The organism is Synechococcus sp. M16CYN (genome assembly GCF_040371545.1).
Classification (GTDB): domain Bacteria; phylum Cyanobacteriota; class Cyanobacteriia; order PCC-6307; family Cyanobiaceae; genus Parasynechococcus.
The window spans coordinates 656,798-669,876 of record NZ_AP029048.1 but is presented as its reverse complement, the minus strand read 5'-3'; the positions used below and the strand labels follow the sequence as shown (position 1 = coordinate 669,876).

13 protein-coding genes are annotated in these 13,079 nt (G+C 50.7%); 7 read left to right on the top strand and 6 right to left on the bottom strand.

Annotated features, from left to right (window positions below):
* Positions 1-3: 3 nt before the first annotated feature.
* From sodX to ABWV55_RS03095, 4 genes are all read right to left on the bottom strand, one after another.
* Positions 4-291 carry a nickel-type superoxide dismutase maturation protease gene (gene sodX, locus ABWV55_RS03110; protein ID WP_353292255.1) on the bottom strand — a complete coding sequence of 96 codons (288 nt, stop codon included), beginning with the start codon at positions 289-291 and terminating at the stop codon, positions 4-6.
* Positions 292-365: 74 nt separating this feature from the next.
* A complete protein-coding gene (gene sodN / locus ABWV55_RS03105) occupies positions 366-839 on the bottom strand; it encodes a superoxide dismutase, Ni (RefSeq protein ID WP_353292533.1) in 474 nt (157 codons plus the stop codon).
* Positions 840-883: 44 nt separating this feature from the next.
* The gene (locus ABWV55_RS03100) at positions 884-1,486 is read right to left on the bottom strand and encodes an FKBP-type peptidyl-prolyl cis-trans isomerase (protein WP_353292254.1); all 603 of its coding nucleotides are present in this window, start codon (positions 1,484-1,486) and stop codon (positions 884-886) included.
* A gap of 53 nt (positions 1,487-1,539) precedes the next feature.
* Positions 1,540-1,869: a hypothetical protein gene (locus ABWV55_RS03095; protein ID WP_353292253.1), complete on the bottom strand. Its 330-nt coding sequence runs from the start codon at positions 1,867-1,869 to the stop codon at positions 1,540-1,542.
* On the opposite strand from ABWV55_RS03095, the gene ABWV55_RS03090 reads away from it, so the two are divergent.
* On the top strand, positions 1,868-3,331 hold the full coding sequence (locus ABWV55_RS03090) for an apolipoprotein N-acyltransferase (RefSeq protein WP_353292252.1): 1,464 nt from the start codon (positions 1,868-1,870) through the stop codon (positions 3,329-3,331). The genes ABWV55_RS03095 and ABWV55_RS03090 overlap by 2 nt on opposite strands.
* Here the strand turns inward: ABWV55_RS03090 and mnmA are convergent.
* The gene (mnmA, locus tag ABWV55_RS03085; protein ID WP_353292251.1) at positions 3,301-4,470 is read right to left on the bottom strand and encodes a tRNA 2-thiouridine(34) synthase MnmA; all 1,170 of its coding nucleotides are present in this window, start codon (positions 4,468-4,470) and stop codon (positions 3,301-3,303) included. The genes ABWV55_RS03090 and mnmA overlap by 31 nt on opposite strands.
* 381 nt (positions 4,471-4,851) lie before the next feature.
* Between mnmA and ABWV55_RS03080 the strand changes: the two genes are divergently transcribed.
* Positions 4,852-5,793, top strand: coding sequence for a sigma-70 family RNA polymerase sigma factor (locus tag ABWV55_RS03080; RefSeq protein ID WP_353292250.1), 942 nt, complete (start codon positions 4,852-4,854; stop codon positions 5,791-5,793).
* 29 nt (positions 5,794-5,822) lie between these two features.
* Here the strand turns inward: ABWV55_RS03080 and pdhA are convergent, their stop codons facing one another.
* Entirely contained in the window at positions 5,823-6,908 is a 1,086-nt protein-coding gene (pdhA, locus tag ABWV55_RS03075; RefSeq protein ID WP_353292249.1) for a pyruvate dehydrogenase (acetyl-transferring) E1 component subunit alpha, read from the bottom strand.
* Positions 6,909-7,042: 134 nt separating this feature from the next.
* Here pdhA and ABWV55_RS03070 point away from each other — a divergent pair, with 134 nt between their 5' ends.
* The 5 genes from ABWV55_RS03070 to ABWV55_RS03050 all read left to right on the top strand — a co-directional run bounded on the left by ABWV55_RS03070 (position 7,043) and on the right by ABWV55_RS03050 (position 12,777).
* Positions 7,043-9,019, top strand: coding sequence for an IMS domain-containing protein (locus ABWV55_RS03070; protein WP_353292248.1), 1,977 nt, complete (start codon positions 7,043-7,045; stop codon positions 9,017-9,019).
* Between the two features lie 56 nt (positions 9,020-9,075).
* Positions 9,076-10,500, top strand: coding sequence for a signal recognition particle protein (gene ffh / locus ABWV55_RS03065; protein WP_353292247.1), 1,425 nt, complete (start codon positions 9,076-9,078; stop codon positions 10,498-10,500).
* An 86-nt stretch (positions 10,501-10,586) separates the two neighbouring features.
* Positions 10,587-10,949, top strand: coding sequence for a 30S ribosomal protein S16 (rpsP, locus tag ABWV55_RS03060; RefSeq protein WP_353292246.1), 363 nt, complete (start codon positions 10,587-10,589; stop codon positions 10,947-10,949).
* Between the two features lie 8 nt (positions 10,950-10,957).
* Positions 10,958-11,926 (top strand): PhoH family protein, encoded by a 969-nt coding sequence (locus ABWV55_RS03055; protein WP_353292245.1) that lies wholly within the window; start codon positions 10,958-10,960, stop codon positions 11,924-11,926.
* 119 nt (positions 11,927-12,045) lie between these two features.
* Positions 12,046-12,777: a Bax inhibitor-1 family protein gene (locus ABWV55_RS03050; protein ID WP_353292532.1), complete on the top strand. Its 732-nt coding sequence runs from the start codon at positions 12,046-12,048 to the stop codon at positions 12,775-12,777.
* The last annotated feature ends 302 nt before the right edge of the window (positions 12,778-13,079 follow it).

Sequence of the window (13,079 nt, the reverse complement as noted above, 5' to 3'; positions counted from 1 at the left end):
CCTCTAGCCGATTTTAGATACTACAACGCCAACCACGGCCTTTGGCGAAAAAGCCCCCAATTGTCTACTGTCTGTACTGGCCGAGAGGTTATCACCCAGAAGAATCATGCCATTTCTATCCACCTTATGAAGACGTTTGATCAGACGAAGATTTGATTTCCAGGGATGCCAAACAACCACAATAGAACCACAGGATGGGAGAGATGCATCGACTGCTAAAGGCTTGACGACAATACGATCCCCCGGGCCCAGTGTCGGAAGCATCGATACACCTTGAACCTTTAAGAGCAACCTTCGCCTAGAAAAAACCAGCAGCAGATCAAGCAGACCCGCTGCCGCAATTTGCTTAGTTGAGGTGATAAGACTCAGGAAGCGGTGACCCAGACTTCATCACGACCTTTTGACCGCCAAAACATACCATGAATTTTTTCGACGGTAGACATCAACTCCTCAGCTTTGCCCTGATCGATATGAACTTTGCAAGCACTACATAATTTGGTTGCTTTCCAAAAGGTGTCGTGAAGATCTGGGAAAGTGGCCAAGTGATCAGGTTTGAAGTAGTCGGTCCAAAGGATTAACAACTCTTTCTTGGTCTTTTGTGCTTCTTCCTCCTTAATAGCTACGAAGCGGCCGAAGGTGTTGTTGTAAGCAGCTAGAGTGGCAGCATCTCCGGCGTCTGGTGCTTCAAGTGCTTTTAGCTTTTTAGTCATTGAAAGAACTGCCTCAGCTGCCACTCGAGCAGAAGCAGGGTCGTAGACGCCACAGGGACCATCGCAATGAGCTTCGACAGTAGAAGCAGGTAGAGCGCGAACAAAAGCGTTGAAGGCTGAGCGAAGCATCATTTAGTGAGCGGAATTGTCTTTGGGAGGAGCCTAGCTTCCACTCACTTCCTTACGTCGAGCAGTTCAACTTCAAATACCAAAGTTGCTTTCGGAGGAATGACGCCACCACCAGCACCACGGTCGCCGTAGGCTAAATCGGGCGGTATCACCAGCTTACGCTTACCACCCACTTTCATGCCGGCAACTCCTTCCTCCCAGCCTCTAATCACCCGTCCAGCCCCCAAAAGAAAGCTAAAAGGGCCGCGACCGTAGCTACTATCAAATTCTTTGCCATTTTCGAGGGTTCCTTTGTAATTCACTACGACTGTCCGGCCTGAAGTGGCTTCCTCGCCAGTGCCCATTTCTAGTTCCGTAATCTTAAGGCCACTTGCAAGGAGACGGGCATCTGGGACGTCCATCGGTTCACTGAAAGTGGAAAGGCCAGTTTGGTCAGCCTCAGGAGCCATAGCAAAAAGGATTGGATTTGGATTGTCTGGATCCAGTTCAAATTTGGATACCGGTGCAGCTGCTTTGAATTTGGTATGCACCACAGTGGCCTGAGCCTGTGGTGCCGCCGTCACCGTCGAGGGAACAATTAGTTGGCTCACGCAAGCCAGAATCAAGCAAGCCACACACACCGTCGTAGAAATAAGGATGTCGCGCATAGAGTCCGTATCAAACGACTGTAAGTCTGGCTTTCCATCGGATTAACGTGATCTCAACCCGACCGGTTCATTCGACGGAACTGTTGTTCCAATCGATCGATTCTTCCTCGCAGCTCATCCATTTCCTTTTGATTTGGTACACCAAAGTCTTGAGAAAGATTATCTCGGTTGCGTTCTAAATTTCGGCCCATCTGTTGCTCCAGTTCCGGTGTCTCTCCAAGTAGGGCCTTGAGTACGTTGTCCACCAATGCGGACGCCTGGTTTGAACCTAGCTGACCATTGTTGACCCGAGCCTGAGCAACTCCGCGCAAATGTTCGGCTACTAGTGTCGTGGTGCCTAGACCACGGAACAGCAGTTGCTGAAACAAATTGGCGGCGTCCATGGGATTAGCAGAAGGTGGGGATTCAGGATTACCTTGTCCTGCCACTTTGACCATGGGCAATCACCGACTGTCTCCTGGGTGGAATGCCGTCTTGGGTGGATTATTTGCTGGCCTTGCTCCTTCGCTAGGAGGTCCTACTTTAATGCTACCAGCATTGGCTCTACTGTGGTCGCTGGCTGAATACACTCATTGGTGTGCAATCTGGGGGTTGTTGGCTGTATTAGTCAGCCATGCCTGGCTGCTCTCCCTTCATCCACTTACATGGATGGGTGTGCCAGCTTTTTTGAGTTTGCCACTGACAGTCACCCTTTGGTTGATTTGTGGGAGTTGTGCCGCTGGTTTACTTGCTCTTTGGTCGCTTTTATCGCAGTTTTGTCGTTGCTGGTTTCCACAGCTGAAGCCTTGTGTCCGCGCGTTTCTTCTTGCACTGGTTTGGGCATACGCCGAGTTGATTTTGTCCAATTCGCCTTTGTTCTGGATTGGCGTTGGCACCAGCACGCTGCCCTGGGACAGACCTTTAGCCGGTTTAGCGCGCTGGTTTGGCTCCTATGGCCTGGTCGTTATGCAATTGATTTGGGGTTGGTGGCTTTGGAGTTTGATTGAGTGCCGAGTAGAGCGTCTTCGTCGACTATTAATTGGCTTTGGAAGCATTTTACTTGCCCATAGCCTCGGCGGCGTACTTTTAATGGCGGTTCCGCCTGCGGTAGGCAACCTTTCGCTAGCAGCATGGCAACCAGCAATTCCGACTCGCGAAAAGCTGGATGCTGAACAGCAAAGTCGTTTAACCTCGGCTTTGGTTGCCGCGCTGCAAGCTGCTGAGAACAATCAGGCTGATGCGCTGTTGGCACCAGAAGGTGTGCTTCCTTCTGGATGGCAGATGCCGCAAGAAGCACCGCATGTGCCTTTGATCAATGGCGGGTTTCGCTGGGTGAAAGGGCAACAGCGCAGCACATTGCAACTCTTTTATCCCGAAGCTGACCTACCTCGCCCCCTTCTTGATAAATATCGATTAGTGCCTATTGGGGAATGGATTCCACCTCTTCTGGCTGGTTTTACCAACGGTTTATCGGCTGTTGGAGGTATACATCCAAGTAATAGTGCATCGCGCTTAATCTTGGCGCTTGATCCGCCTGCCGCGGCTGCCATCTGCTATGAAATTGCAGACGGTAAGGCGCTAGCGCTAGCGACAGCTCAGGGAGCGAGTTGGCTGTTTTCTATCGCTAATCTCGACCCCTACCCTTTACAACTGCAGCATCAGTTTCTAGCTATTGCCCAATTGCGAGCAATCGAGTCAGGCCGTGATTTGGTCAGCGTTGCGAATACAGGGCCAACGGCTCTGATTTCAGCGGACGGACATGTGAAGCAACTGCTACCCCCAATGCAACCAGGCGTTGCCACAGTAGAGATAAAACTCCGACAGGGAACTGGACTCTATCCCTGGCTGGTTTCGAGATCCCGCTGAATGAGCCCACCCCCTAACACCTGTTCTCCGTTGTAAAACACGGCTGCCTGGCCCGGAGCGATGGAAAATTGCTCAGTTTTGAAGACCAGATGGCAGCGATGGGGGCGCTGACGGCACCGGTCATCGTCAGTTGCAGCACAAGGTGTGAGGCGGGCGGTAACCGGGGTGCCACGGTACCGCACTTGAACTTGTAGGTCAATCGGGTCTGTAGGGGGATCAATTGAGATCCAGTTGACAGCCCCCACGGTAGCTTCTTGGCGTCCGGCCTCGGAGCGAGGCGCTACTACAACATGATTCCTGGCTGGATCTAGTTTGATCACATGCAAAGCCTCTCGCCAGGCAACCCCGAGTCCTTTGCGCTGGCCAATGGTGAAATGCTCGATGCCGTTGTGCTTACCTACCACAGTTCCGTCCTTCAGCACAATCTCGCCTTGGCGTGGTGGTAGATAAGTTCCCAGAAAAGCACTCATTGATCCGTAATGGTCAACCAAGCAGAGATCCTGACTTTCTGGCTTTTTAGCTGTACGGAGGCTATGGCGACTGGCTTCCAGGCGTGTATCTGGTTTAGTCAACTCACCCAACGGAAAAATGGTGCGCCCAAGCACTTCTTGGGTTAAGTCATAGAGAAAATAGCTCTGGTCTTTGTGGATATCCAACCCTCGCAGAAGTTGGTGGCGCCTTCCTTTGCCGCCATAGCGAATCCTTGCGTAATGCCCTGTTGCAACTTGTGAGATTCTACGCTTACTCAGAGCCCATTCGAGCATTGGTTCAAATTTCACTGAACGGTTGCACTGGGAACAGGGCAGCGGTGTAATACCCTGCTGGTAGCCGTCCACCAGTCGTTTAACAATGTCTTGTTGAAAAGTCTCTCGAATGTCTAAAATGTAGTGAGGGATGCCTAGTTGTTCACAGATACCTGTGGCATCCACTAGCCCTTCAGCACAGCAAGCGCCTTTTCCACTCATTAACCACAACGTCAATCCTTCCACCTCCCAGCCAGCTTCCACCAGGAGAGCAGCCGTCAACGAGCTGTCCACACCGCCCGAAAGTCCAACAGCTACTCGACGCTCTCCAGGCCACTGACGCAAGCGCTTCAGTGCGGCTTCCCCGGCTTTTGTGATGCTTACTCCAAGGGCCATATGCGGCGCAGAGAAACCAACCCTATAGTGAAGTCCTGATACTTAACCAAACCATAATTAGGTCTCCATTCGAAAACAAAAGATAAGCGTTTTTGCATGCCCGTACCAACACCCAATTTTCTTAAACAGAATTGCAATAGAGGGATTCTCATCTACCTAAGACCCATATACACAAGTATCAAGCGCAGACACAATGTCAATGGTGGTTTTTTGTGCCACTCCAGGATTATCTCATGGACTAGAGATCAGTTCTTATGAGCTATGGAATACTTGTGAAATCCAAATGTTTTGATTTCCTCGCTCGAATCTGAAGGGTTAATGAAAAAGAGAGCCACTTTCTCTTTATTCGTAAGAAAGTCTTCTCACATTCGGGCTGCCACCATGGTTTCCACAGCTTCTAAGCCGCTCGAGACACAGCGTCGTCGCAGCAGCGATCCCGTAAATTGGTACCTGGCATCCATCGGGAGAATTCCTCTGCTGACGCCAGCGGAAGAAATCGAGTTAGGCAACCACGTCCAAGCTATGATAGCCCTCACGGAGGACGGATCACGAGAATTTGAGGCCGATGAGCTAACAAATCAGCAACGTCGGGTGTTGCGAATTGGGCGTCGAGCCAAAGAACGGATGATGAAAGCTAATCTCCGTCTTGTTGTCAGTGTTGCTAAGAAATATCAGGGAAAGGGGTTGGAACTGCTTGATCTGATCCAAGAAGGGTCCCTGGGACTTGAACGGGCTGTTGAGAAATTCGATCCAACTCGTGGCTACAAGTTTTCGACTTACGCCTTCTGGTGGATCCGACAAAGTATGACTCGGGCAATTGCTTGTCAGTCTCGCACAATTCGCCTCCCCATTCCCCTCAGTGAACGACTCACCACGATCAGCAAAGTAAGTTTGGATTTGGCTCACAAACTAGGTGCCATGCCTAGTCGTGTTGAGATTTCAGAAGCCATGGATATACCCCTCGAGGAGCTTGATTCGCTGTTGCGTCAGGCACTCACTACTAGCAGTCTTGATGCTCCGGTCAACGGTGAGGAAGGTCGCAGCTTTGTTGGTGATCTAATTGCAGATTCATCAGTTGACGAGCCCCTCGATATTGTTGAGCAACGCATCCATCACGAGCAACTGGGTCGTTGGCTCAGTCATCTTAGCGAGCAGGAGCGGGGTGTGCTTCGGCTTCGATTCGGATTAGAAGGTAACGAACGCCACACGCTTGCCGAAATTGGCCGACTCATGGATGTATCTCGCGAACGTGTACGACAGCTGGAACTCAAGGCACTACGAAAATTGCGCAATCTCACCCGACGTTTACCAAGCGGAATTTGACGAACTACGGGCTGAGGTGGGTCGTTTGTTTATTCCTCAGCCCAAATATATTTAGTCAATTCTGAAGGATCAGGTTCAGGGGCTGAGAGAGCAAACTCCACACAATCCGCAATCACCTCATCTACTTCCTTGTCAATTGCCCGTAGGTCACCGTTTTTCACTAAACCTGATTCTGTGAGATCACGCTCAAAGATCTTCACAGGATCGCGTCGCGCCCAAAATTGCTTTTCCTGTTCTGAGCGCAATTCATCAGGATCGGCCAGGGAATGACCACGAAATCTATAAGTGAGACACTCGAGAACGGTAGGACCTTCACCAGCGCGCGCCCGCGCAATCGCTCGCTGAGCGGCAGCTCGTACAGCGAGGACGTCCATACCATCGATCTCTTCTCCAGCCATGCCGAATGAAGCAGCTTTACGCCAAATCTCAGGATCGCTGGTGGCACGATCATGTGCCATACCGATGGCCCACTTGTTATTCTCAACAACAAAAAGAATTGGCAGTTTCCAGAGCTGGGCCATATTTAAGCATTCGAAAAACTGACCGTTGTTGCATGTTCCATCTCCAAAGAATGCAGCCGTAACCGCATTACTTGAAGCGTCACCAAGGGCATCGCGTTTATAACGACTGGCAAAGGCTGAGCCAAGCGCTACGGGAACCCCCTCCCCAATAAAAGCAAATCCACCCAAGAGATGGTACTCTCTAGAAAATAGGTGCATCGAGCCGCCACGGCCCTTACTGCAACCTGTTTCTTTGCCAAAAAGTTCGCTCATAACCTCACGTGCTGGAACGCCAGCGCTTAGGGCATGGACGTGATCTCGGTAAGTGCTGCAAAACCAATCGTATTGGCGCTTCATCACACCAATAACGCCGCTACAGACAGCCTCTTGTCCGTTGTATAGATGCACAAAGCCAAACATTTTGCCCCGGTAATACATTTCGGCACATTTGTCTTCGAAACGCCTACCCAGAACCATATCGCGATATAGCCTCAGGCCCGTGTCGCGATCAACGATGGCTCGCTGAGATGTCACAAGGTTTGAAAGACGTTCGGAATGGGAACCGGGATTTGCCGTGCTGACAGGAGCGGTATCGACCGCAGGGTACTCACCCATGACCACCTCATTACAATAGTCAAGACTGTAAGGGCCAACGAATGATGGTTAAGTAAAATGCCAGGGGTTAACTGATGAGGAACAGTCAAAACCTTAGGCGCTGACTAAAATTAGGGATGCTAGACGCAATACCGTTGGATTTGCCCATTGATCATTTCCGACTGCTGGGTGTCAGTCCCACAGCTGACGCGGCGTCGATACTGCATCGTTTACAAAGCCGTTGTGATAGCCCGCCAGATCAGGGTTTTACCCATGAAGCCCTGCTCAAGCGCAACGACTTGTTGCATCGTTCGGCCGATTTATTGACCGATCAGAAAGCACGAAGCGAGTACGAGTCGACTCTTCTTCGGTCTAGCAAATCTCACCCCAATGAGGCAGTTGGACTTAATCTTCCAGCAAGCAGCGAAGTGGCGGGGTTAATTCTCCTTTGGGAGGCTCACGGTGCTCTGGAGGCTTTCCAGATAGCCAGTCATGGACTCCAACTCCAACCGTCTCGAGTACCTATTCTCGATAGTGGACGACAAACGGACCTAACACTTGTTGCAGCATTAGCTTGTCGCGATGCCGCTTTGGAAGAACAGGGAAAACGTCGTTATGAAGCGGCAGCACAACTTTTATTGGATGGAATCCAACTGCAGCAGCGTATGGGCAAGCTGCCTGAACAGCAGCGCGTCTTAGAAAGAGAGCTTGAGGCATTGCTGCCGTTCAGAATTTTGGATTTAATCAGTCGCAATCTCAGTGATCGGGCGTCGCATCAGCAGGGACTGACCTTGCTAGACCAGCTAGTTAGCCGCCGCGGTGGTTTAAATGCCAAGGGCAAACCGAGTGCCACCGATGGATCAGATAGCGGTGAATTGATGACTCAAGAGGATTTTGAATCGTTCTTTCAACAGGTTCGTCGCTTTCTGACGGTTCAAGAGCAAATCGATTTGTTTGGTCGTTGGTCTGAGAGGGGCGAAATAGAAGCCGGTTTTTTGACTGTTCTCGCACTTACCGCAGCGGGTTTCTCCTGCCGTAAGCCCGAACGCCTTGAGCAGGCAAGGGAGCTGTTGCAACTTTTTCCGGCCTCAGCGCTCGATCCGATGCCCTTACTGGGTTGTCTAGAGTTATTGCTTGGCAATGTTCGCAAAGCAGACCATCATTTCGCGGCGACCTGTGCACCTGATATACAGGCTTGGCTTGCCAAGCATGCAAACGACAGCTTGGCAGCGCAGTGTGAATACTGTCGAACGTGGCTCAAGTGCGATGTTTTGCCAGGGTATCGCGATGTGGATGTAACCGCTGTTGACTTAGATGCTTGGTTCGCCGATCGCGATGTAAAGGACTATGTTGATCGACTTGATCAGCAGAGTTCACGCCAGCTCATCTTCGACACATCGTTTTTGCCTTGTAAGGCGAAAACTGATTTAGATCCGACAGCATCAAAGGTGAATTCGGAGTTTTCCCCAAATGCAGTTGAGCTAGAGACTCCTGTCCTTTCTCTATTGCGCTGGTCCCCCTTCTTGCGCTCGTTATTAATGAAGGGCGCCACACTTGTTGTCGCTATCGCTGCAATCAGCGGGGCACTCGCGCTAATGTCAGGTAAAAGATTTGGGGTACCTCGGTCTGCCTCATTGGTCAAAAATAAATCAACTTTACTTGATCCAGAATATGGTTTAAATCAACGGCGGGTCGAGCTTCGACCAGGTCAACCCGCTGTGACTGCCCCACTGGTGGTACTACCGCTCACCAGTGATACTCCCTCAGAGAGGCAGTTAAGAGGTCTAATCCAGAGGTGGCTAAATGCCAAAGCCGAATTCCTATCCGGAAAAAATGCTGATGTTGCGGCAGTAGCTCGTGACAGGCTTGTGCAGCTGGTGCAGGCAGAGCGCATGTCTGATGCGGCTGCAAGCCATAGCAAGATGATCAATGCTTCAGTGACAACATTTGATGTTGTGAGCAGAACGGCTCGAAGGATCAAGTTAAAGGCCCAGGTTGCCTATTCTGATAAAACTATTGACAACTTGGGCAAGATCGTTAACCAGACCCCTGCCAGGACTCTAGCTATCACCTATGTGTTGGGACGTGACGATGGCCAGTGGAAATTGTATGAATACATTCCCGATACGTGAGTAATTAATGGCCAGCTTTCTACGATTAGTGAACCAAGTCTAGTTATGATCAAGCTATGTTTGACGAACTTTCAGCTCGCTTCGAGGACGCGGTTAAGGGGCTGAGAGGCCAAGACAAAATTAGCGAAACTAACGTTGATGGAGCTTTAAAAGAGGTACGTCGTGCCTTACTCGAAGCTGACGTCAGCCTTTCGGTTGTTAAGGATTTCATCTCCGAGGTGCGTAAGAAGGCGGTCGGTACTGAAGTAGTACGCGGGGTAAGTCCAGATCAAAAATTTATCCAGGTAGTCCACTGCCAATTGGCAGAGGTGATGGGGGGAGAGAAGGCTTCCCTTGCAAAAACCTCAGAAACCCCCACCGTAGTCTTGATGGCAGGCCTTCAAGGCGCCGGTAAAACTACTGCTACAGCAAAGCTTGGGTTATATCTGAAAGATCAAGGACGTCGACCGTTAATGGTCGGTGCCGATATCTATCGCCCAGCTGCCATCGAGCAATTGAAAACCCTTGGTGAACAGATCGGCATCGATGTATTCAGCCTTGGCACAGAAACTAAGCCCGAAGAGATCGCTACCGCCGGTTTGGCAAAGGCAAGGATGGAGGGATACGACGCTCTGTTGGTGGATACTGCCGGCCGCCTTCAAATCGACACCGAGATGATGGGGGAAATTGTGCGAATCCGCACCGCTGTGCAACCGGATGAGGTACTGCTGGTAGTGGATTCCATGATTGGTCAGGAAGCAGCCGAACTTACCCGAGCTTTCCACGAGCAAATAGGCATTACTGGTGCGATTCTCACCAAGTTGGACGGCGACTCTCGCGGTGGAGCTGCGCTGTCGATTCGAAAGGTGAGTGGTCAGCCAATTAAATTCATTGGCACAGGCGAAAAGGTTGAAGCGCTACAGCCATTTTATCCAGAGCGGATGGCTAGTCGCATACTCGGTATGGGAGATGTGCTGACTTTGGTCGAAAAAGCCCAAAAAGAGGTTGAACTCGCCGATGTAAAAAATATGCAAAAGAAACTGCAGGAAGCATCGTTTGATTTCTCAGATTTTCTTCAGCAAATGCGTTTGATTAAACGTATGGGGTCGCTAGGAGGACTAATGAAAATGATCCCTGGCATGAACCAAATCGACGACGGTACGCTCAAAAAAGGTGAAGATCAACTCAAGCGCATCGAAGCCATGATTGGTTCGATGACGTTGATAGAGCGTTGCCAACCGGAGTTATTGGCTGCCCAGCCGGCTCGTCGTCGTCGTATTGCCGTTGGCAGTGGTCATCAGCCGGCTGATGTGGACAAGGTCTTAGCTGATTTTCAAAGAATGCGCGCTTTTATGCAGCAGGTAAGCCGTGGCAACATGCCTGGAATGGGTACAGCCCCAGAAATGGGAAGGACGCCTAGGGTGCCTGCTAAGGTCAGTCAAGGTGGATCTTCTAGGCGCCAGCGCCCAGCCAAGCGAAAAAAGGGCTTTGGCGAGCTCTGAGGGCTAGATTAAGCTTGGTGTTAGCCTGGGCAGGGGACTTGCTTGAATCACCTTAACTTTACCCTTCATTTAACACCAGGGCCACAATGATTAAGCTCCGCCTAAAGCGGTTCGGTAAAAAGCAGGAAGCTAGCTTTCGCCTCGTTGCCTGCAACAGCACGTCTCGTCGAGACGGCCGACCGCTACAGGAGTTAGGCTTCTACAACCCACGTACGAAGCAGACGCGGCTTGATACAGAAGCCATCCGTGAACGTCTTGCTCAGGGTGCTCAACCCACGGAAGTGGTGCGCACGCTATTAGAGCGCGGTGGTTTAATCGAGAAAAGAGTTCGCTCTTCAGTAACCGTGGGGCAGGTGAAGCAGGCAGCCAAACGGGTCGCCGCTGAGACGGCTACCACTGCCACAGGATCTAAAGCTTCCTCTGGCGAAGCCAGACGCTCTGAAGGCTGATTAACCCAGTGCCTGACAGAGACGACCACGGTCGTTTCGTTCTCGACCTTCCTGATCCAGAAGCTGCTCTAGCAGTTGCTGGAGAAGCTGAGTCCAATCTGCATCGCCTCGAAGCTCTTACTGGAGCGTCACTGGTGTTGAGGGGTCTTCAGTTGGTTATCTCAGGGCGTGCGTCGCAGATCGAGCGTGCCGCATCTGTGGTGGAGCTTGTACGACCGATTTGGCAAGACGGCCAAGTCATATCACTGGTTGATTTGCAATCGGCTATCAACGCACTCAACACGGGCCGCAGCAACGATCACGCGGCCATGGCTGAGCATATTTTGGTTCGTAGTCAGCGGGGCAGCATACTGCGGCCGCGCACCCTGCGGCAGAAGAAATACGTTGATGATATGGAGGGCCACGATCTCACTTTTGCGCTTGGTCCAGCAGGCACTGGGAAAACATTCCTGGCTGTAGTGCTGGCAGTGCGGATGCTCACCGAACGCAAAGTTGAAAGACTTATCCTGACCCGTCCAGCAGTGGAAGCTGGTGAACGGCTTGGCTTCCTTCCAGGAGATCTCCAACAGAAGGTGGACCCTTACCTTCGGCCGCTTTACGATGCCTTGCACTTTCTCCTAGGGTGCGAAAGAACAAGCGTTTTGCTTGAGAAAGGTGTGATTGAGGTGGCACCACTGGCTTATATGCGTGGTCGTACGCTCGATAATGCGTTTGTAATCCTCGATGAAGCCCAAAACACTACGTCAGCGCAAATGCGCATGGTGCTTACCCGTCTAGGAGAACGATCTCGAATGGTAGTTACAGGAGATGTCACCCAGGTAGATCTTCCTAAAGGTCAACTTAGTGGCCTCCTGGAGGCTTCCAATGTCTTAAATGGTGTGGCAGGTATTGCTGTTTGTCATTTGACATCGGCAGATGTGGTGAGACATCAATTGGTGCAGCGGATTGTCGAAGCTTATGCAAGACGGGATGGATAACAAGATAAAGAATCTGACAGGCAACGTCTCCGTCGGATTATGCGTCGATGGGGAGATCCACACCCCAATTCCCTGATAACACTGTCAAAGTGATGTCAACGCAATGTGATCTGGTCGACATGCCTGCTAGTAGCAACTTTCAACAAGCTATTCGTGAGGCGCAATCCAGCGCTCTCGTAGGCCCTAACGTCGTTAATAAGGCACTGCCTTATGTGGGCGGTGGGATGGTACTTACTTCTTTGGGTGTGCTGGGTGGCCTAACGTTGATTGCTACTCCGATATTCATACCTCTGTTCTGGGTTGCGTTAGTCGGCAACTTGATTTTGTTCTTTGTTGCCCAAAACGTGGCGATGAAGGGGAATAATGCCACGGCACTTCCACTCTTGGCTATCTACAGTTTGGTTACTGGTTTTACTCTGAGTGGCCTGGTGGCCTTGGCCGGAGCTGCGGCCGGAGCAGGTGCTGTCGGTACAGCTGCACTGGCAACCGGCATTACTTTTGTAATCGCATCCGTCGTTGGCCGTCGCATGAGCGACAGCATTGGTCAGGCTTTGTCCGGTGTTGTTGGGCTGGGCCTGATTGGCCTTCTCCTAGCGATGCTTGTTCAATTCATCGGTGGGATTTTCGCTCCTGCAATGTTCCACGGCACCAGCTTTGAACTAATGATTGCTGGCTTCGGCACAATCTTGTTCGTTGGTGCAGCTTTTGTAGACTTCTATACAATGCCGCGCTCTTACCGAGATGATCAGTACTTGGCCGGTGCTTTAAGCATGTATCTCACTTACATTAATCTGTTTATCTTCATTCTTCGGTTAATCATTGTGCTTAATGGCAGTGGCCGCCGGGATTGAATTTCATTTCGTACTCAATGATAAGACGCCCCGTTAAAATCCGGGGCGTCTTTCGGAGTAATCAATATAATATGATTTCTTTTGCTACCTGAGATTTACAAGTAAACAATTCTAATTGAACTGTTTTTGTTATCTATTCCATTATCGGCCAGCGTGTGACAATTACTAGTTTTCGTAAGACGGCAACAGGTCAGTCAAGATGATTTGGAACTTAGCTGTAGTCCTCCACCATATGTAAAAGTTGTTTCTAGTCTCTTATAGTGCATGGGTTAATCTACTTTGGACCAGTACTTCGCCGTGAT

Bases quoted from the DNA above. Each gene is read 5' to 3' on its own strand.
- sodN (WP_353292533.1), bottom strand. From the start codon at position 839: ATGCTTCGCTCAGCCTTCAACGCTTTTGTTCGCGCTCTACCTGCTTCT.
- ABWV55_RS03100 (WP_353292254.1), bottom strand. From the start codon at position 1,486: ATGCGCGACATCCTTATTTCTACGACGGTGTGTGTGGCTTGCTTGATT.
- ABWV55_RS03090 (WP_353292252.1), top strand. From the start codon at position 1,868: ATGGGATTAGCAGAAGGTGGGGATTCAGGATTACCTTGTCCTGCCACT.
- ABWV55_RS03095 (WP_353292253.1), bottom strand. From the start codon at position 1,869: ATGGACGCCGCCAATTTGTTTCAGCAACTGCTGTTCCGTGGTCTAGGC.
- mnmA (WP_353292251.1), bottom strand. From the start codon at position 4,470: ATGGCCCTTGGAGTAAGCATCACAAAAGCCGGGGAAGCCGCACTGAAG.
- ABWV55_RS03080 (WP_353292250.1), top strand. From the start codon at position 4,852: ATGGTTTCCACAGCTTCTAAGCCGCTCGAGACACAGCGTCGTCGCAGC.
- pdhA (WP_353292249.1), bottom strand. From the start codon at position 6,908: ATGGGTGAGTACCCTGCGGTCGATACCGCTCCTGTCAGCACGGCAAAT.
- ffh (WP_353292247.1), top strand. From the start codon at position 9,076: ATGTTTGACGAACTTTCAGCTCGCTTCGAGGACGCGGTTAAGGGGCTG.
- rpsP (WP_353292246.1), top strand. From the start codon at position 10,587: ATGATTAAGCTCCGCCTAAAGCGGTTCGGTAAAAAGCAGGAAGCTAGC.
- ABWV55_RS03050 (WP_353292532.1), top strand. From the start codon at position 12,046: ATGCCTGCTAGTAGCAACTTTCAACAAGCTATTCGTGAGGCGCAATCC.